The 18,403-nt window shown below is 65.2% G+C and carries 18 protein-coding genes, 1 tRNA gene and 2 pseudogenes; 10 read left to right on the forward strand and 11 right to left on the reverse strand.

The genetic code is table 11. From position 1 onward, the window contains the following. Window positions 1-13: 13 nt before the first annotated feature. The 3 genes from AC1KVE_RS10980 to ribA all read right to left on the reverse strand — a co-directional run bounded on the left by AC1KVE_RS10980 (window position 14) and on the right by ribA (window position 3,264). Window positions 14-1,519: a PH domain-containing protein gene (locus AC1KVE_RS10980; protein WP_481092088.1), complete on the reverse strand. Its 1,506-nt coding sequence runs from the start codon at window positions 1,517-1,519 to the stop codon at window positions 14-16. Further along, window positions 1,516-1,992 carry a PH domain-containing protein gene (locus AC1KVE_RS10985; RefSeq protein WP_024938517.1) on the reverse strand — a complete coding sequence of 159 codons (477 nt, stop codon included), beginning with the start codon at window positions 1,990-1,992 and terminating at the stop codon, window positions 1,516-1,518. The genes AC1KVE_RS10980 and AC1KVE_RS10985 overlap by 4 nt, the downstream gene beginning before the upstream one ends. A 138-nt stretch (window positions 1,993-2,130) precedes the next feature. Next, window positions 2,131-3,264 carry a GTP cyclohydrolase II RibA gene (ribA, locus tag AC1KVE_RS10990; RefSeq protein WP_481092089.1) on the reverse strand — a complete coding sequence of 378 codons (1,134 nt, stop codon included), beginning with the start codon at window positions 3,262-3,264 and terminating at the stop codon, window positions 2,131-2,133. Between the two features lie 244 nt (window positions 3,265-3,508). Here ribA and AC1KVE_RS10995 point away from each other — a divergent pair, with 244 nt between their 5' ends. Next, complete coding sequence (locus tag AC1KVE_RS10995; protein ID WP_016902496.1) at window positions 3,509-4,030, forward strand: GNAT family N-acetyltransferase; 522 nt, start codon at window positions 3,509-3,511, stop codon at window positions 4,028-4,030. A gap of 54 nt (window positions 4,031-4,084) precedes the next feature. On the opposite strand, the gene AC1KVE_RS11000 is transcribed toward AC1KVE_RS10995, so the two are convergent. Next, window positions 4,085-5,101 (reverse strand): lauroyl acyltransferase, encoded by a 1,017-nt coding sequence (locus AC1KVE_RS11000; RefSeq protein WP_024938516.1) that lies wholly within the window; start codon window positions 5,099-5,101, stop codon window positions 4,085-4,087. On the opposite strand from AC1KVE_RS11000, the gene dtd reads away from it, so the two are divergent. The 4 genes and pseudogenes from dtd to AC1KVE_RS11020 all read left to right on the forward strand — a co-directional run bounded on the left by dtd (window position 5,100) and on the right by AC1KVE_RS11020 (window position 8,373). Then, entirely contained in the window at window positions 5,100-5,540 is a 441-nt protein-coding gene (dtd, locus tag AC1KVE_RS11005) for a D-aminoacyl-tRNA deacylase (protein WP_481092090.1), read from the forward strand. The two genes, AC1KVE_RS11000 and dtd, sit on opposite strands and share 2 nt — an antisense overlap. 107 nt (window positions 5,541-5,647) lie before the next feature. Further along, window positions 5,648-7,522 (forward strand): RNA polymerase sigma factor RpoD, encoded by a 1,875-nt coding sequence (rpoD, locus tag AC1KVE_RS11010; protein WP_016902493.1) that lies wholly within the window; start codon window positions 5,648-5,650, stop codon window positions 7,520-7,522. A 186-nt stretch (window positions 7,523-7,708) separates the two neighbouring features. Next, a pseudogene (locus AC1KVE_RS11015) lies at window positions 7,709-8,022 on the forward strand (hypothetical protein). A gap of 275 nt (window positions 8,023-8,297) precedes the next feature. Next, window positions 8,298-8,373: transfer RNA gene (locus AC1KVE_RS11020), tRNA-Ile, on the forward strand. 131 nt (window positions 8,374-8,504) lie between these two features. On the opposite strand, the gene AC1KVE_RS11025 is transcribed toward AC1KVE_RS11020, so the two are convergent. After that, the gene (locus tag AC1KVE_RS11025; RefSeq protein ID WP_161961094.1) at window positions 8,505-8,783 is read right to left on the reverse strand and encodes a hypothetical protein; all 279 of its coding nucleotides are present in this window, start codon (window positions 8,781-8,783) and stop codon (window positions 8,505-8,507) included. Next, window positions 8,780-8,998 (reverse strand): hypothetical protein, encoded by a 219-nt coding sequence (locus AC1KVE_RS11030; protein WP_184458070.1) that lies wholly within the window; start codon window positions 8,996-8,998, stop codon window positions 8,780-8,782. Before AC1KVE_RS11030 ends, AC1KVE_RS11025 begins: the two co-directional genes overlap by 4 nt. A 573-nt stretch (window positions 8,999-9,571) precedes the next feature. On the opposite strand from AC1KVE_RS11030, the pseudogene AC1KVE_RS11035 reads away from it, so the two are divergent. Next, window positions 9,572-10,036: pseudogene (locus tag AC1KVE_RS11035) on the forward strand (DNA methyltransferase); the annotation flags it as partial. Between the two features lie 88 nt (window positions 10,037-10,124). On the opposite strand, the gene AC1KVE_RS11040 reads toward AC1KVE_RS11035, so the two are convergent. The 5 genes from AC1KVE_RS11040 to AC1KVE_RS11060 all read right to left on the reverse strand — a co-directional run bounded on the left by AC1KVE_RS11040 (window position 10,125) and on the right by AC1KVE_RS11060 (window position 13,816). After that, the gene (locus AC1KVE_RS11040) at window positions 10,125-11,429 is read right to left on the reverse strand and encodes an arsenic transporter (RefSeq protein WP_481092091.1); all 1,305 of its coding nucleotides are present in this window, start codon (window positions 11,427-11,429) and stop codon (window positions 10,125-10,127) included. A gap of 17 nt (window positions 11,430-11,446) precedes the next feature. Next, window positions 11,447-12,154: an arsenical resistance protein ArsH gene (gene arsH / locus AC1KVE_RS11045; protein ID WP_184379437.1), complete on the reverse strand. Its 708-nt coding sequence runs from the start codon at window positions 12,152-12,154 to the stop codon at window positions 11,447-11,449. Between the two features lie 14 nt (window positions 12,155-12,168). Then, window positions 12,169-12,579 (reverse strand): arsenate reductase (glutaredoxin), encoded by a 411-nt coding sequence (gene arsC, locus AC1KVE_RS11050; RefSeq protein ID WP_080931373.1) that lies wholly within the window; start codon window positions 12,577-12,579, stop codon window positions 12,169-12,171. Window positions 12,580-12,638: 59 nt separating this feature from the next. Beyond that, the gene (locus AC1KVE_RS11055) at window positions 12,639-12,977 is read right to left on the reverse strand and encodes an ArsR/SmtB family transcription factor (protein WP_102580468.1); all 339 of its coding nucleotides are present in this window, start codon (window positions 12,975-12,977) and stop codon (window positions 12,639-12,641) included. Between the two features lie 227 nt (window positions 12,978-13,204). Next, the gene (locus AC1KVE_RS11060) at window positions 13,205-13,816 is read right to left on the reverse strand and encodes a TetR/AcrR family transcriptional regulator (RefSeq protein ID WP_024938507.1); all 612 of its coding nucleotides are present in this window, start codon (window positions 13,814-13,816) and stop codon (window positions 13,205-13,207) included. A 220-nt stretch (window positions 13,817-14,036) separates the two neighbouring features. Between AC1KVE_RS11060 and AC1KVE_RS11065 the strand changes: the two genes are divergently transcribed. The 4 genes from AC1KVE_RS11065 (at window position 14,037) to AC1KVE_RS11080 (ending at window position 18,332) form a co-directional block, all read left to right on the forward strand. Next, a complete protein-coding gene (locus AC1KVE_RS11065) occupies window positions 14,037-15,248 on the forward strand; it encodes an MFS transporter (RefSeq protein WP_481092092.1) in 1,212 nt (403 codons plus the stop codon). A gap of 132 nt (window positions 15,249-15,380) precedes the next feature. After that, window positions 15,381-15,575, forward strand: coding sequence for a ParD-like family protein (locus AC1KVE_RS11070; RefSeq protein ID WP_481092093.1), 195 nt, complete (start codon window positions 15,381-15,383; stop codon window positions 15,573-15,575). Window positions 15,576-15,588: 13 nt separating this feature from the next. Beyond that, window positions 15,589-16,365, forward strand: a complete 777-nt coding sequence (gene map, locus AC1KVE_RS11075) for a type I methionyl aminopeptidase (protein WP_046344586.1) — start codon at window positions 15,589-15,591, stop codon at window positions 16,363-16,365. A gap of 167 nt (window positions 16,366-16,532) precedes the next feature. After that, window positions 16,533-18,332 carry a chloride channel protein gene (locus tag AC1KVE_RS11080; protein WP_054592654.1) on the forward strand — a complete coding sequence of 600 codons (1,800 nt, stop codon included), beginning with the start codon at window positions 16,533-16,535 and terminating at the stop codon, window positions 18,330-18,332. Window positions 18,333-18,403: the final 71 nt, after the last annotated feature.

The following is an 18,403-nucleotide window of genomic DNA, read 5'->3' on the forward strand; positions in this document are numbered from 1 at the left end:
TCCCGATTCCCAATCACCAACGCAGCTTGCGTCGCGCCAACGCGGCACCCAACTGCGCCTGCAGCGCCTGCGCCTGCGCCAACGGCACAAAGCGCAGCCGCAACCCCGGGCCGGCCGCGCTGGCGCCGGCAGTGTCCAGCCACAGCGTTGCGGTGCCGGACAGACGGTCCAGCGGCGAGCGTTGCAGTTGCAGCGCCTGCAGCTTGTCCAGCTCGGCCAGCCGCCACCAGCGTTTCCACCAGCCGCCGCGCACGGCGACAAACCGTGCATCCACCGCGTAGCCCATGCGGTGCACCTGGCGATGCGCCTTGAATGCGCTCCACGGCAACCACAGCAGCAACCACGCCGCCTGGTTGCCGAACTGCCAGGCCAGGCCGGTCACCAGCGGCAGCAGCAACAGCAGCGTGGGCAGACTCAATCGCCACCAGCAATGCGTGGCGATCGCCTGCCACTGTGCCGGCGGCCAGGCGATCCCCGGCAGCAGGCGTTGCAACAAGGCATCGCAGCGCTGCGGGTCGGCAATCGGCGCAAGCTCCTTCAATGCGCTGCCTTCGCGGTCGGCGCTGCCGGCTACTGCAGTCTCCACCCGCAACTGGCGACGGCCGAACAGGCGATGCAGGCGGCTTTCGTACAGCGTCCACGACTGGATGCGCCGCAGCGCCACGCTGCTGCGGATGCGCGTCAGCAGGCCGCGCTCCACGGTGAGGCGGCGCTCGGATTGGCTAAGATGAAAGCCGTGGTACTGCGCCACCGCCAGCGCCACCGATAGCGCGCGCATTGCGACCAATACGGCCAGGGCGCCGAGCACCACCAACGCGGCGGTCACTGCCGCCCCCGGATGGATCTGGCTGACGTAGCGGTAGGCCAGCTCGCCGTTGTGTTCGACGAAGTTGGACACGGTGCGGCGCGGAATCATCTGGTAGATCACGCCGAAGCTGGCAGCCACCACCACCATGCCGCGATTGGAGATCAGCCCCAGCCGGATCACTTCGCCCAGCGGCAGACGCAGTAGCGTGTTGCTGTCGGCCTCGATCTGCGGCGTGCTGGCATCGGCGTCATGCGTGCGGCGACGGATCAGGTCTTCCAGCGCCAGTGCCTGGTCCAGCCGCAGCACGCGCATTTCCGCTTCGGGCTTGTGGCCGCCGGCCGATTCCAGGCGCACCTCGGCCACGCCGGCCAGCCGGTGCAGCAGCGATTGATGCACCACCACGTTATGGATGCGCGCGAACGGGATATCGCGCCGGCTGCGTTCCAGCAGCCCGCTGCGGATCGCCACCCCATCGGTGCCGATGCGGTAGCGATAGGTGAAATAGCGCAGCACCGAGATTGCCACCAGCACTGCCATCACCACGCCGGTGGCGATGTGGTCGGCCGAGTCGCGGCTGCCATCGCGGCTGCCGAACAGCACCAAGGCCGCCAGCGGAATCAGGAACTGGCGGATCTGCTGCAACAACACGAACACCCACGACAGCGGATGCAGGCGCTGCTCGTCTTGGCCGGGGTGTTCGATGGCGCTCACAGCGCGTCGTCGTCGTGATCGAGCTGGCGGGCGAGGCGGTCGCGCAGGCGTTCGGCATCGCCCTGATCCAGGCCGGACAAGGCCACCGCGTTGAGCCGGCTGCCGGCGGTATGCACCACCAGCGTGGTCAGCCGGGTGGCGCGTTCGATCGGGCCGCGGCGCAGGTCCACGTGTTGCACGCGCGAAATCGGGATGCGCGTGTCGCTTTGCCAGAGATGGCCGCGTTGCAGCGCCAGGCCGTGCTGGTCGAGTTTCCAGTGGGTGAGCCGATGCCGTTTGACCGCGAACCACGCACCCAGCAGCGCGGCAACCACGGTCACGCCCAGCACCACCGGCCAGTCATGCCAGGCGTGCAGCACGGCGACGGTTGCGCCGGCGGCGATCAGCCCGGCACATCCGCCGCCCAGCGCGCCGTTGACGCCGGCCACATACGCACCGCGTTGCGGTAGCGGTTGCCACTGGGTGTGGTCCACCGCCGGAGCCTGTGCCGGCGCGGCAGCGACGATGACCTCGGGGTGCGGCGGTGGAGCGTCGTGCACAAGGTTGGCCTGCAGGAGCGGTGCGCAAGCATAGCCGGGCGCCGCGGACGGGCGCATCCGGCGCAGCGGCGCTTACTGCGCGGCCAGAATCAGCGCGTCCACATCCAGCGCATGCCCGGCACGCGCGGCCTTGGTGCGCAGGTACTGCTCGTTCTCCGGAGTGATGTCGCCGGTCACCGGGATGCGGTCTTCCACCGCGATGCCGGCCGCACGCAGGCGCTCGGCCTTGGCGGGATTGTTGGTCAGCAGCCGGATCCGGCCGATGCCCAGACCGCGCAGCATCGCCACCGCACTGCCGTAGCGGCGCTCGTCCGGGCCGAAGCCCAGTTGCGCGTCGGCATCGATGGTGTCCAGGCCGGCATGCTGGTAGCCGTACGCGCGCATCTTGGCGGCGATGCCGGTGCCGCGGCCTTCCTGATCCAGATACAGCAGCACGCCGCCGCCGAGTTCCTTCAGCTTGGCCAGGCCATGCCGCAGCTGGTCGCCGCAATCGCATTTGAGCGAACCGAACAGATCGCCGGTCAGGCAGGAGGAATGCACGCGCACCGGCACTGCCGCCGACAGGTCGGGCTGGCCGACCACGATCGCCACCTGGTCGCGCTGCGCCACTCCGCCACGAAACACCACGAACTCGCTCATCCCCAGCCCGCGCAACGGCACCGGCGTGCGGGTGACCAGCTCGTAGCCGGCCGCGGCGGATTTGGCGCAGCCGCTGCCCAGATCGTCCAGTGTCAGCGACTGGCAACCGGCGAAGGCGGCGTGGTCATCCGCGTCGTGCAGTTCCACGGCCAGCATCGCCGGCAGCAGCAGTCCCAGCCGCGCGATTTCCACCGCGCCGGCATCCAGCGCATCGCCCGGGGTCCATTGCGTCGGTACCGGGGTGTCGCGCAGGTAGGCCAGGGCAGCGAGCTGGTCGTAGTCGTGTTCGACCAGCGCCACACGTGCGCCTTGCGGCGCGCTCAGGCCCAGCACCTGGGCGCGGGTCGGGGTGACGAACAGATAGTGCCGCCCCTGCGCCGCACGCGCGAAGGCCGCGTACGACTGCGCGGTGCTGCTGTCCAGCGCCAGCACCGCGCGCGCCTGCCCGTTGGCCGCCGTCAGCAGCACCGGGCGGCCGGCGCGCAGCTCGGAGGCGGCGCGCTCGCAACGGATCGCCGCCGGATCACCGAAGGCCTGTGCGCTGGGGGAGGGGACGGGGCTGCTCATGCACGACTCCAGATGGGGATTGCCACGGCCGCTTCAAGGCGGACGCCGCCGCGGCTGTTGCCTGCCGCGTGCGGCCATTGTCGCGTGGTTCGCAAGCGCCAGTCGCCACGGCCGGGTGGAACGCTGCATCCAGCGCCCGCCGTCTGAGTTGCGCGGCAGGCGTGGATTGGTTGCATGCCGGCTGCGTTGTTCATCGCCCGGCAATGCCTTTTAATCCCAAGACCCTCTGCCCGCACCGGACCCCATGTCTCTTATCGATTGCAGCGAAGACCGCCACGCCAGCGCCATCCTGGAGATCTTCAACGACGCCATCGCCAATTCGACCGCGTTGTACGACTACAAGCCGCGGCCACCGGAGAGCATGGTCGGCTGGTTTGCGACCAAGCGCGCGGGCGGCTTTCCGGTGATCGGGGTGGAAGCTGCCGACGGCAGCCTGATGGGGTTCGCCAGCTACGGCACCTTCCGCGCCTGGCCGGCGTTCAAGTACAGCGTGGAGCATTCGATCTACGTGCACCGCGACCATCGCGGCAAGGGGCTTGGACGCCTGCTGTTGCAGGGCGTGATCGCGGCGGCGGAACAGCGCGGCGTGCATGTGCTGGTCGGCGGCATCGATGCCAGCAATCAGGCCAGCATCGCCCTGCACGAACAGTTCGGCTTCACCCATGCCGGCACCGTGCGCGAGGCCGGTTTCAAGTTCGGCCGTTGGCTGGACCTGGCGTTCTATCAGCGCATCCTCGCCACGCCGGCCGATCCGCACGACGATTGACCCGCTGCCGCCGCCGCGCTGTGTGCGAGCGGCTCCGTCTTCAGCCAGCCGGCGTCAGTGCGGATGCCGCTCGGTCGCATACGGATTGGGCTCGCCGCTGCCCGGCGGGCGCAGCGTGTAGCGCTTGTAGGTCCATTGGTATTGCGCCGGGTCGCGCCGGGCGATCTGTTCGATGCCCGCGTTGAGCGCGCTGGCGGCGCGCACCGGGTCGGCGTCGGCCACTGCCGGGTCGGCCGGCTGCACATGCAACGCGAATTGCAGGTCGCCACCGGCACGTTCGCACCAGCCATACAGCACGATCGCGCCGGTGCGCTCGGCCAGTCGGTTGACCAGGGTCATGGTCAGGGCGGGGATGCCGAAGAACGGCGCAAACACGCCATCGCCCATTTTCGGCTGCTGGTCGGGCAGGATGCCGACCGCGCCACCGTCCTTGAGCACCTTGAACAACTGCCGCACCGCCGGGCCTTCGGCACGCACCTGGCGCACGTTGTCGCCGCCGCGGGCCAGTTGCAGGAAGCCGTCCACCGCGTCCGATTCGGGCGGGCGATACACGATGGCGATCGGCCCGCGTTCGGACAGCCACTGGTTGAGCAGCTCCCAGTTGCCGAAATGCGGCGCGGCCACGATGACACCACGCCCGGAAGCCAGCGCGGCATCGTAGAGCGCCTGGCCATTGCGTTGCAGCCGGGCAAGGTTCTCGGCCGGCGGGCGGGTCCAGGTGCGCAGCACTTCCAGCGTCTGCCGCGCGGTCGACCGCAGCACCTGCGCATGCAGCTGCGCGCGCTGGCCGGCATCCAGTTCCGGGTACGCCAGTTCCAGGTTGCGGCGTGCCACGCGCGCCTCGCGCGCATTGAGCTTGCGCCAGCTCCAGGCCAGCGCGTCGGCCACACGTTTGAGCAACGGCCACGGCAGGCGGCCCACGGTGGCGGCGGTGGCGTAGAGCAGGCGAGCGCGAACATCGGGTTTCATCCGCGCAATTCTAAACAGCGCGGCCGGCGATGACCCGCGCGTGACAGTGCCAACCGTGCTGGGCATGCTGCGCGGCACAGTTTGCTGCCGGAGAGTGCCCATGCTTGCGCTGATCCAACGTGTCACCCGCGCCGCCGTCACGGTCGATGCGCAGACCGTCGGGCAGATCGGTCCCGGGCTGCTGGCCCTGGTCGGGGTCGAACCCGGCGACAGCGACGCGCAGATCCGGCGCCTGGCCGAGCGCCTGCTCGGCTACCGCGTGTTTGCCGACGACGCCGGCAAGATGAACCGCTCACTCACCGACACCGGCGGCGGCCTGCTGCTGGTCAGCCAGTTCACCTTGGCCGCAGACACCAGTTCCGGCAATCGCCCCGGCTTCAGCACGGCGGCGCCGCCGTTGGAGGCTGAACGGGCGTTCAATCAATTGGTGGCGATCTGCCGTCAAAAACATTGCGGCGGGGTGGAAACCGGGCGCTTTGGTGCCCATATGGTTGTCGACCTGGTCAACGATGGCCCGGTGACCTTCCTTCTCAGACCCTAGAAACCCACGTCCACCAGCGGTCCTGTCTTGAATCCGGCAGACCGGGCTTCACGCTGGTATAATGCTAGGTTCTCTTTCCAATCTCAAAGCCGGTGGCGCGAGCACTCATGGCCAACGAACGTCCTGCCCAGCAATCCGACATCAAGCTACTGATCAGCAAGGGCCTGGAACAGGGCTATCTGACCTACGCCGAAGTCAATGACCACCTGCCCGACGACCTGGTCGACCCGGAGCAGATCGAAGACATCATCAGCATGATCAACGGCATGGGCATCGATGTCCATGAAGTTGCCCCCGATGCTGAAACCCTGTTGCTCAACGATGGCAACACCGGCAACCGCGAGGTTGACGACACCGCAGCCGAAGAAGCTGCCGCCGCGCTGACCGCGCTCGACACCGAAGGTGGCCGCACCACCGACCCGGTGCGCATGTATATGCGCGAAATGGGTACGGTCGAGCTGCTGACCCGCGAAGGCGAAATCGCCATCGCCAAGCGTATCGAAGAAGGCCTGAGCCAGGTCCAGGCAGCGCTGGGCGTGTTCCCGCTGTCGACCGAAATGCTGCTGGCCGATTACGAAGCGCACAAGGAAGGCAAGAAGCGTCTGGCCGAGATCGTGGTCGGCTTCAACGACCTGATCGAAGAAGCCGACGCCGCCGCTGCTGCGCTGGCCGCCGCCGGCCCGGTCGCCGTCGACGAAGACGCGGTCGATGAAGACGACGACGAAGACGGCGATGACGACGCTGCCGAGGAAGAGGCCGGCCCGACCGGTCCGGACCCGGTGGAAGTGGCCACGCGCATGGAGAACCTGGCCAACGAATACGCCAAGTTCAAGAAGATCTATGCCAAGAACGGCGCCGAGCACAAGCTGGTGGTCAAGGCGCGCGAGGACATGGCCGCCATCTTCACCACGCTCAAGCTGCCGCTGCCGCTGACCGATGCGCTGGTCACCCAGCTGCGTGGCGTGGTCAACGGCATCAAGGATCACGAGCGCAAGGTGCTGCACCTGGCCACCACCGTGGCACGCATGCCGCGCAAGGATTTCATCCGCTCCTGGGAAGGCAACCAAACCAACCTGGAATGGGTGGAAGACGCACTCAAGCGCAAGCAGAAGTGGTCGTCGGCGCTGCGCGACGTCAAGGACCAGATCGTCTCCGAGCAGCAGGGCTCGATCGAGATGGAGAAGGCCAACTACCTGACCCTGGGCGAGATCAAGGAGATCAGCCGCGCGATGGCCTATGGCGAAGCCAAGGCACGCAAGGCCAAGAAGGAAATGGTCGAGGCCAACCTGCGCCTGGTCATCTCCATCGCCAAGAAGTACACCAACCGCGGCCTGCAGTTCCTCGACCTGATCCAGGAAGGCAACATCGGCCTGATGAAGGCCGTGGACAAGTTCGAATACCGCCGCGGTTACAAGTTCTCGACGTATGCAACGTGGTGGATCCGCCAGGCCATCACCCGTTCGATCGCCGATCAGGCGCGCACCATCCGTATTCCGGTGCACATGATCGAAACGATCAACAAGTTGAACCGCATTTCCCGCCAGATGCTCCAGCAGTTCGGCCGCGAGGCCACGCCGGAGGAGCTGGCCAAGGAAATGGACATGCCCGAGGACAAGATCCGCAAGGTGATGAAGATCGCCAAGGAGCCGATCTCGATGGAAACCCCGATCGGCGACGACGAGGATTCGCATCTGGGCGACTTCATCGAGGACACCAACGTGGAGTCCCCGATCGACAACACCACCAACATCAATCTCTCCGAGACGGTGCGAGACGTGTTGGCAGGGCTGACCCCGCGCGAGGCCAAGGTGCTGCGGATGCGCTTCGGTATCGACATGAATACCGATCACACGCTGGAAGAAGTGGGCAAGCAGTTCGACGTCACCCGCGAGCGGATTCGTCAGATAGAGGCCAAGGCGTTGCGCAAACTGCGTCACCCGAGCCGTTCGGAACAGCTGCGCTCGTTCCTGGACATCGACTGATCCGGTAGCCGTATCGGTGCAGTGATCACACAACAGCCCCGCACATGCGGGGCTGTTGCGTTGTGGGGCATGCTGCGCGCTATGCTTGCCCGGGTGGACGTCGCCGAAGCACGGACGCGCCGGGGATGGCGCAGGCGACATTCACGCCCCGGCGACGAAGCCAGACAGCGGCGCAACATAAAGCCGATGTTTCTGCCTGACTCACGTGACGTTCTAGCCGTGGCTTCTAAGTTGATGGACGAATGGAACGAGGCCGTCGTATGAGCAGGCAAAGCCGCTTTGAAACCACCACATACCGCGAGCACGAGATTCGCGTACGCACCGAGCAGGCGTCCCCGGGCGCCAGGTGGACGTTGTGGGTCGACGTGTATGCACTGGGCGGCAAACGCCAGCCACGCATCGGTGGCCGGGAACAGGGATGGGAGACCTACCAGGAAGCCATCGCGCAGGGATTCCGTGCAGGCCGGCAATTGGTCGATGCGCAGCTTGAGGTGGCTTAGTAGTGGGGAGTGGGGAGTGGGGATTCGGGATTGCTGAGGTGCTTGTCGATCCGGGTCGTCTACCGCGAACGGTGCGCAAAGCGCACTGATCGCATACAAATTTAGAAGCTCGGCTCGCGCCGGGCTTTTTTTGTGGGCATGCACGGGCACGGGTGGGTGCGGGCGCTTCTCCTCATCAATGCCTGATGTCAGCAGACAGCGACGCGCGCGGACAGGTAAACTTTCGCCTCAGCTGGACGGTCCGACATGCCCCGCATCTCGCCACCCACCCTGCCGGGCCTATAGCTCAACGGTTAGAGCAGAGGACTCATAATCCTTTGGTTCCAGGTTCGAATCCTGGTGGGCCCACCAATAGAAAGCAGGCACTTGGACGCGCGCCCAAGTGCCTTTTTTATGACTCGGAAACTATCGGGCAACGCCGTGTTCTTCTTCGCTGATCGCGTAGTCGGCGTCTTCTGGATAAGCGTTTGCGTGTGTGGTAATCATCGTGTCGCTCCGTTGCGGTGCGCTTGCTTGCGCAGCCAAGTAAGGACGTCAACTGCCGGGTCTTCATGCATACAGACATGCAGTCGGCCCAGTACGACGCTCTGCGCATCGCCGCCTGGCAACACGTCATCGAAGCCGGTGGCTTCGCAGGCGATCAGGATCGGCGGCAGACCGGGCTGCGCGTGGGAATGCAGCATGGCCAGCACATAGCCCTGCATCATTTCGAAGCTGAGGGTGACGCCGGTGCAGACGCGGAACTGTTTGCTAGTGCTCATCGCCGCACCTGCGCATCTAAGGCATCGACGGTAGTGATCGCTGCAGCAGCGTCGGCAAACGTGACGGTGTAGATGGCTTCGCGTGTACTTGCGAGGTGTGCCATCAGGCTTAGCCACGTGGCATGGCTGCAAGCGAGAGCGTTGATGATCAGGTCGACTTGGCGGGCAATCTGGCTCGCCGCCGACAATGGTGCTTCTTGGGTGTCGTAGGACATACGGGTCTCCTCAGGTTTTGGAAATCCGTCACCCCGACGCCAATCCGGGTGGCGGACGGTACGCGGTTGGCGTGCCGGCCTGAGGACCGGTGGGCCTTGCGGCCCCCGCGCACCGCCCGCCATAAAGCTGGCCGGCATGCGCCCGCGACGATGCGGGCGATAAAAAAGCGCCATGCATCGATCGATGGGCGCTGGTGCGCCTCAGGTTACGGGACGCCAATCCCGGTCGCCGAATGTGCGGCGACGTTGGAATACTCGCTCCGCTGCTAGGAGCGTGTCAACGGGAAAATCCGCAACGCTATAGCAATAGTCTTGAGGCAACACACTTCATAGCGGTGGCGGTGCGGAAACGATTGGTGAGTGCCGCGATCCTTAAGGCAGTGTTGGCCGACATAAGCGTATGCCGGCGCGAATTGCGCCGTCGTTCCGTGTAGCAATGTCTCAAGTCCAGCAGTGCCAGCCTGACCGAATTACGCCACGAGCAGCGGCGTAATCTCGTCCCACCGCAAGACCACGCAATGCTCAAGACCCTCCGTTGTGGCGAATGCGCCCGCCTGCTGTGCAAGGCCGGCGTGGATGCACCTGTGGCTGTCCGAGTGCGCGCGCGTGCTCAAGGAAGGCGCGCCGGTGCTGCTGGTCACCGACGCGCTGTAGATCGCCGGCGTTGCCTGGCGCGACATCACTGTGTGGGACAAGACCGAAGGCGTGCGGCCGCAGTTGGGGCGCTGCTGGAACCAAGCCGAACACACCGTGTGGGGCAGCAAGGGCAACATGCCACTGGATCGCCGCGCGCCTGTGCTGCCGGGGGTCATCCGTGAATCGGTGCGCAAGGCTGACAAGCATCACCTGACCGGCAAACCCACCGATTTGAAGCGGCAGCTGGTCAAGATCTGCGAGACAGGCGGACGAATCCTAGATTCCTTCGCCGGCAGCGGCACGACACTGGTAGCGGCCGAGCTTGAGGGATACGGCTGGACCGGTGTGGAGATGACTAGCCACTATGTGGGCTATGCGTCCGAGCGGTTAGGCTACCTGTAAAACTTACTGGAGCTGAGAATTCTCGGCTCCGATTTCGTTGCGCCATCATCAACCTGTTGTGCATCAGTCCAAGCAACCGCCCAGACCATCATTGCGATAGCGGCAGCCAGATCCAAAGCGCGACGAGGGTGACCAATAGAACGGGCGGCGTCAGTATCAGTCCCACCTTCATGTATTGGCCCCACGTGATTCGTTGGCCCTTTCCGGCTAGGACATGCAGCCATAGAAGCGTCGCGAGCGAGCCGATCGGGGTGAGCTTAGGACCCAAATCATTGCCCACGACGTTGGCATAGATCATCAATTCGCGGGTAGCATCGGGAACGTTGGCCCCATCGATGGCGAGCGCGCCCACCAGCGTTGCCGGCATGTTGTTCATGATCGAGGCGAGTCCCGCCACTGCGAAGCCGGTGCCGATCGTGGCCACAAAGCTTCCTTGCGCCGCCAGCCACTCAAGGACCGCACTTGCCGCTTTAGTTAGCCAAGCATTGCCGAGTCCGTAGACCACCAGATACATGCCAACCGAAAACAGCACGATCTGCCAGGGCGCTTCGCGCAGGATCTTCGTCAGCTGCATCGTGGCGCCTCTGCCGCCCGTCGCCCAGCGGCCAGCAATTGCCATCAGCATCAGCGCGGCCGCGCCCGTCACCAGAGCGATGGGTACACCGAGCGGCCCGGTCACGAAATACGCCACAAGTAGCAACGCGAGAAGGGGCAAGGCAGCACGGAAGACCGCCGTGTCACGTATCGCCTCACGCGGCGCTTCGAGATCGCTGACCGGATACGTGCGAGGAATGTCGCGCCGGAACCAGAGCCACAGCACGATCAGTGTCGCTACGACCGACACTAGATTTACCGGCACCATGACCATTGCATAGCGTCCGAATGACACGTCAAAGAAGTTCGCCGTGACAATGTTGACCAGATTCGAGACAACGAGCGGAAGGCTTGCCGTGTCAGCGATGAAACCACATGCCACCGTGAACGCGAGCGCGCCGGCAGGTGGGAAATTCAGGCGCAGCAAAATGGCGAGAACAATGGGCGTCAGCAAAAGTGCCGCGCCATCGTTAGCGAAAACCGTAGCGATCGTGGCGCCTAGCAGAACGATCAGTGGAAACAGTTTCCGACCATTGCCGCCGCCCCATCGAGCCACGTGCAGTGCTGCCCAGGCAAAGAAGCCGGCCGCGTCCAAGATGAGCGAGATGATGATGAGGGCGACGAAGGTAAAGGTCGCATCCCAGACGATCCCCCACACGGTGCCGACGTCGTTCCACCCGACGACGCCGGTAGCCAAAGCGACTGCGGCACCGGCGAGGGCCGACCAGCCGATGCCAATCCCGCGCGGTTGCCAGATGACGAAAACAAGGGTGACGATGAAAATCGCGAGGGCAAGCATGCAGCGCTCCGCAGTGGTCAGATGGAGCGCTGATTTACGCGCTTGGACAATTCTTCAGCGTTTTCAACTCGCTCAGAATAGCGATCGGTCAGATACGCCGAGCGGCCACGCACAAGCCAGGTGAATTTCACCAGTTCCTCGCAAACGTCGACGACGCGTTGATAGTAGGCAGACGGCTTCATCCGCCCAGACTCATCGAACTCCTGAAACGCCTTGGCAACGGATGACTGGTTCGGGATCGTGAGCATGCGCATCCACCGGCCGAGCACGCGCAGCTGGTTCACGGCGTTGAAGCTTTGCGAACCGCCGCAAACCTGCATGACGGCCAGCGTCTTGCCCTGCGTCGGGCGCTTGGCGCCCTCGGTGAGAGGAATCCAGTCGATCTGCGCTTTCATGATCCCTGTCATCGCGCCATGGCGCTCCGGACTGACCCAAACCATACCCTCCGACCAGTAGGCGAGCTCGCGTAATTCACTCACCTTCGGGTGGTCTGGAGCCGCCCCGTCGGGCAGCGGCAGATCGTGCGGATCGAAGATGCGTACGTCGCAGCCGTACCAGCGCAACAAGCGGCCAGTTTCCTCTGCCAGCAGCCGCGAATAGGAACGCTCGCGCAACGAGCCGTACAGGATGAGGATGCGGGGCGGATGTCTGGGGTCGCCGGGCGTGGCCAGTGCGTTGACGTCGATTGGGGTGAGGTGTGTCGGATCGATGCCGGGTAGATCCATGGCAACGCCCCCCATTACTTCGACGCTCCGCCTGTCGTCACCGCTTCGCCGTCTTCTTTCGTAAAGGACGCGACCGGGTGGGCCAGCAACGTGAGCACTTTCTCGGATGGCCGGCAGAGCGCCACGCCCCGATCGGAAACGACGATGGGACGATTGATAAGGATTGGGTGCGCGATCATCGCGTCCACCAGCTGTTCGTCAGTGAGGGCAGGATTGTCCAAGCCCAACTCCGCGTACGGGGTTCCCTTCTGGCGTAACAGATCGTGCGGCGCAATGCCCATGGCGGCAATTAGCTCGACCAGCTTCTCGCGCGTCGGCGGGGTGTGCAGATATTCGATGATCTCAGGGTCCTCGCCAGACTGGCGCATCATCTCCAAGACGTTCCGGGACGTGCCGCAGGCGGGGTTGTGATAGATCGTCAGCATCGCAATGATCTCCTTGAGCTGGGCCGTGTCAGGCCGACGGGCATAATGCTGAGGAAGGCTCAAACGCAGGTTTCCGATGCGCAACGAGTCAGGGCCACACCACAGATCTCTGGGTTGCCCGAGCAGCAGTCCTCGGTGAGAAACGAGAGCAGCTGGCGCATGTCCTCGTAGCTCGCCGCATAAAGGACACGTCGCCCATCGCGCCAGGAGCGCAGCAGGCGAGCACGCTCCAGCGTTGCGAGGTGAAAGCTCATTCGTGTTGGGGGGATCGTAAGCCGCTCGGCAATCTCCCCTGACGGCATGCCGTCTGGGCCTGCGCGAACAAGCATTCGGAATGCGGCCAGTCGATCGGTGTGTGCGAGAGCAGAGAGGGCTGCAACAGCGGAATCGTCTTTCATTGCGCTACTCTACAAATATAGTTGCAAAGTGCAATAGTTGGCTCAGTTTGCGCCTGCACGGCGGAGGCCGGTGCCGCGCACCAACCGCCGTAGGACCAGTGCATCAGGGATTGGCCGGGGGCCACCGGCTGTGGCAGGGGCTTCAGCCACAGCACTTGCGGATACGCTTGAGCACATGCGCATCGACTTCCAGCCTTGCTGGGCGGCAAGGTTGAAGCGCTGCCTACCTAGCGCGCCTGGGCGTCCCAAAACCCCATGAGCTGCGTGATCGCGGCATCCATCGCCTTGAAGCTCATGCCATCCCGGGCCAGCGTGGATAGCCCGAGCAGGAAACTGTCGAACACGCAGGTCAGTGCGGCGGCGTCCACGGCGGGCCCGAGTTCGCCGCCGGCGATGGCGCGGTCTACGCAGGCGCGGATGCCGGCGCGCGTGCGTGCGCGCGAGCGCGTCAGCGGTGTGCACAGTGCCGAGAGCTCCGGCGACGGCGCGCTCATCACTCCCAGCGTGACCATGCAGCCTTTCGGGTGGCCACGCTCGCACTGCATCTTGGCGGAGCGGCGCAGCGCAAGCTCCACCGCCTGCCTGGGGCCGAGCGCGGCGTCCCACAAGCAGTGGGTCACCTTGGCGTAGGTCGCCAGGTAGCGGTCCATGCATTCCTTGAAGAGCGCTTCCTTCGAGCCGAAGGCGGCATAGAAGCTGGGCGCGGTGATGCCGCCCCCAATCGCGGCCTTGAGCTGGCTCAACGAGGTGGACTCGTAGCCCTGTTCCCAGAACAGGTGAAGCGCCTCTTCCACCGCGGCGTCACGGTCGAAGCTGCGTGGCCTTCCCATTTGCGCCATGGCGCCCTCCGATCTCTACATCAAGACTAATCGATACAGATGTCGTTGACAACGCAGTCGCCCTGTAGATATATATATCGAGCGATACATATGTAGGCACTCAGTGGTGCCGGCCGGCAGGTCTCAGGACGAAGACCTGCTTTTTTCGGTCTCGATGTGTATCGATCGATATATATGTAGCGGCCTGACCGGCATTCCCCTCCCCAACAAAGGACAGCGTGTGACCTCTTCAACTGCATCCACCGCCGGTGCGATCCCGCCGCCATTGCCAGTCGCCGCGCTGCTGGCGCTGGCCATGACCGGCTTCATCTGCATCGTGACCGAAACCCTTCCGGCAGGACTGCTGCCGCAGATGTCCGCAGGCCTCGGTATCAGCCCGGCACTGGCCGGGCAGACGGTGACCGCCTACGCGCTTGGGTCGGTGATTGCCGCAATTCCGCTGACCATTGCGACCCGGCAGTGGAGGCGGCGTAACGTCCTGTTGCTCACCATCGTCGGCTTCCTGCTGTTCAACTCGGTCACCGCACTGTCGACCAGTTACGCGCTGACCCTGGTGGCGCGCTTGTTTGCCGGCGCAGCGGCAGGCCTGGCGTGGAGCCTGCTTGCCGGTTACGCGCGGCGCATGGTGCAGCCGGACCAGCAGGGCAGGGCCATGGCGATTGCGATGGTGGGCACGCCGGTTGCGCTTTCCCTCGGCGTGCCGCTGGGCACCTGGATGGGCGGCATACTGGGCTGGCGCAGCGCGTTCGCCGCGATGTCCGGACTGACGCTCATTCTGATCGTGTGGGTGCTGCTGAAGGTGCCCGACTACCCCGGCCAGTCCGCAGCGCAGCGGGTGCCGCTGCGCAAGGTGCTCGGCACGCCCGGCGTGCGCCCGGTGCTCGCCACCGTGATGGCGTGGATGCTGGCCCACAACATCCTGTACACCTATGTGGCGCCGTTCGCCGCACACGCGGGGCTGGCACATCGCGTGGACGTGTTGCTGTTGATCTTCGGCGTTGCGGCACTGGTCGGCATCGGCGTGGCGGCAAAGTTGGTGGAGCAGCATCTGCGTGGCACGGTGTTGGTGTCGTTGGCGACGTTCCTTGCGATCTCAGTGGTGCTGGCGTTGCTGCAAGACGTGCAGCCTGTGGTCTACGTCTGTGTGGCGGTGTGGGGCCTGACCTTTGGCGGCGCGGCGACCCTGCTGCAGACCGCGCTTGCCGACAGCGCAGGCGAAGGCGCCGATGTTGCGCTGTCGCTCAACGTGGTTGCCTGGAACAGCGTCATCGCCGGCGGTGGCGTGGTGGGCGGCGTGCTGCTGGACCGATGGGGCGCGCAGACCTTTCCAATTGCCATGGCCTTGCTGCTGGCAATCGGGTTGCTGATTGCATGGCGTGCCCGGCAGCACGGCTTTGCGGCGGGCGCGCGCTCGCCGGTTGCCGGTCACTAGCGTTGCCCTACCTGATGTCTTCCCGGCTGCGTCCGCCTGGTACCCAGCGAGCGCAGCCGCAGGCAACTGCCGGCATTGCAGGTGTTTATACGTTTCATATACGATTCGTATATTCATGACATTGGAGCTTGCATGGGCATCGTCAATATCGATGACGAACTGCACGATCAACTGCGCCGCGCGTGCACGGTGACCAGCCGGTCGATCAACGCGCAGGCCACTTTCTGGATCAAGGTCGGCATGCTGTGCGAGATGCATCCGGAATCCTCGTTCCAGGACATCGTGGCGCAGGAACTGCGCGCGGCAGGCGTGCGGCCGCAATCCTGAAACCGGCGCGAACATGATCAAGCAGCCGGCGGAGATTGCGTTGATGGCCAACGCCGGTGCGCTGCTGGCGCAGGTGTTCCATGCGCTGGATCAGCTGCCGCTGGCAGGCCGCAGCACGCTGGAACTCAACGACTTCGTCGAGCGGATGATTGTCGACGAGCTGGGCGCGCGGCCGGCCAGCAAAGGGCAGTACGACTTTCCCTTCGTGCTCAACGCCTCCATCGATGATGTGGTGTGCCATGGCGTGCCCGCGGCCGCGGACGTGCTGCGCAACGGGCAGATCGTCAATCTGGATATCACGCTGGAAAAGGACGGCTATATCGCCGACTCCAGCACGACGTATCTAGTGGGCGAGGTGGCGTATCCGGCGCGGCGGCTGGTGCAGGCCACCTATCAGGCGATGTGGAAGGGGATTGCGGCGGTGCGTCCGGGCGCGCGGCTGGGCGACATCGGTCATGCGATCGCGCGGCATGCGCGCGAGCAGGGCTATAGCGTGGTGAAGGAATATTGCGGGCATGGCATCGGCCGGCAGATGCATGAAGAGCCGCAGATCCTGCACTACGGGCATGCCGGAACCGGGATGCAGCTGCAGGAAGGCATGGTGTTCACCATTGAGCCGATGATCAATCAGGGCAGGGCGGCGATCCGCGCCGAGCCGGATCAGTGGCCGGTGCATACGCGCGACGGCAAGTTGTCGGCGCAGTTCGAGCACACCGTGGCGGTGACGCGTACCGGTGTGCGTGTGCTGACCTTGCGCCCCGGGGAAACGCCGCTGTGTGCACTGGGGTGAGAGTGTCGTCCCCCGGCGCGTGGCCTGCGCCCACTGCCGCCGCTGTGTTCGTTGCGTGCACTGCCGCGGCCAGACTGCGGCAGGTCAGCCAGGTTGCTGCACACTAGTCCGCATCGCTGACGTCTCCCGTGCGCCGGCACCCTGATCCGGCGGAGCGCTGGTCTTCCATGCAGCCACTTCCTCACAACCCCACGCACGCCGTGCACCCGGCGGCAGCATCCTGGCGACGGCCGCTGGAGTGGTTGCGCCGGCAGTTGCGCGCCAACGATCTGTGGTTCATCGGGCTGGCAGCCGTGGTGGGGCTGATCGCGGCGGCACTGATGGTGGTGCAGGCCGGCATGGCGCATGCGCTGCAGGCCTGGCTGTACGCGCTTGCACCGGGCGAGCGGCTCAGTACCGCCGAATCGATCACCGCCACCCAGTTGCTGGTGTTGCCGTTGGGCGGCCTGCTGGTGGGCCTGGTGGCCTTGCTGGCGCGGCGGCGCAAGCGGCCGCTGGTGGATGCGGTGGAAGCCAATGCCCTGCACGGCGGGCGCATGTCGATGCGCGACAACCTGATCGTTGCGGTGCAGACGCTGCTGTCCAACGGCTTTGGCGCATCGGTGGGGCTGGAGGCGACCTATACGCAGATGGGCGCAGGCGCCGGTTCGCAGCTGGGCCGTGTCCTGCGGGTACGCCGGGCCGACATGCGCACGCTGGTCGGTGCCGGCGCGGCAGGCGCGATCGCCGGTGCGTTCGGGGCGCCGCTGGCCGGTGCGTTCTACGCGTTCGAGATCGTGATCGGCGCCTATACGCCCTCGGCGCTTGCGCCGGTGGCCGCAGCGGCGCTGGCCGGCGCGTTCATGGCCAATGCGCTTGGTGCCGCGCCGTATTCGTTGCCGGCGGCGGTCGCCTATCAATTGCAGCCGCGTGACTATGCGATCTACATCGCGTTGGGGCTGACCTGCGCGTTGATCGGCATCGCGGTGATGCGGCTGGTGGCCGGTATCGAACGCGCCGTGGGGCGGATCGAGCTGCCGATCTGGGGGCGCCCGGTGGTGGGCGGGTTGCTGCTGATACCGTTGGCGATGTATTCGCCGCAAGTGCTGTCGTCGGGACATGGCGCCCTGCATCTGGACCTGACCAGTAGCAGCACGCTGCAGGTATTGGCCGGTTTGCTGGTGCTCAAATGCATCGCGTCGGGCATCTCGCTGGGTTTCGGCTTCCGTGGCGGGCTGTTCTTCGCCTCGCTGTTCATGGGCTCGCTGGTGGGCAGCCTGTTTGCGGTGTTCCTGAACCTTCTGGTCGGCGCCGCGGCGGTGGACATCACCAGCGCTTCGTTGGTGGGCATGGCCGCGTTGGCGGCGGCCATTGTCGGTGCGCCGATGACGATGGCCATGCTGATCCTGGAAGGCACGCACGACTTTGTGCTGGCGAGCGCGGTGATGGTGGCGGTGCTGGTGGCCAATACCGTGGTGCGCCAGGTGTTTGGCTATTCGTTCTCCACCTGGCGCCTGCATCTGCGTGGCGAGAACATCCGCAGCGCACGCGACGTGGGGTGGGTGCGCAATCTGTCGGCCGGCAAGATGATGCGCAAGGACGCCAACCACACTGCGCACGACACCACGGTGAGCGAGTTTCGCCGGCGGTTTCCATTGGGGTCCACGCAGCGCGTGGTGCTGGAAGACGCCGCCGGCCATTACGCCGGTGTGGTGCCGCTGGCGGTGCTGTATGCGGACAACGTGCAGGCCGATGCGCCGGTGAGCGACTACGCCAAGCACCGCGATGCGGCATTGCTGGCAGACACCGACATCGTGGCGGTCATGAAGGTCTTCGACGCTACGCAGGCCGACGAGCTGGCGGTGATCGATGCACAACGCAAGGTGCTGGGCGTGTTGTCGGAAGGCTTCGTGCGCAAGCGCTATGCCGAAGAACTGGAAAAGCGCGAACGCGAACTGATGGGTGAGCGTGTGCTCGGCGACGACTGAGCCACGCGCTGCCGGCAGCGGCTGAAGCGACGGGGCGCATGCTGGCCCGGTAGATCCACTGCGTGCAGAAG

It is taken from the genome of Xanthomonas sp. NCPPB 2864, from assembly GCF_056675615.1.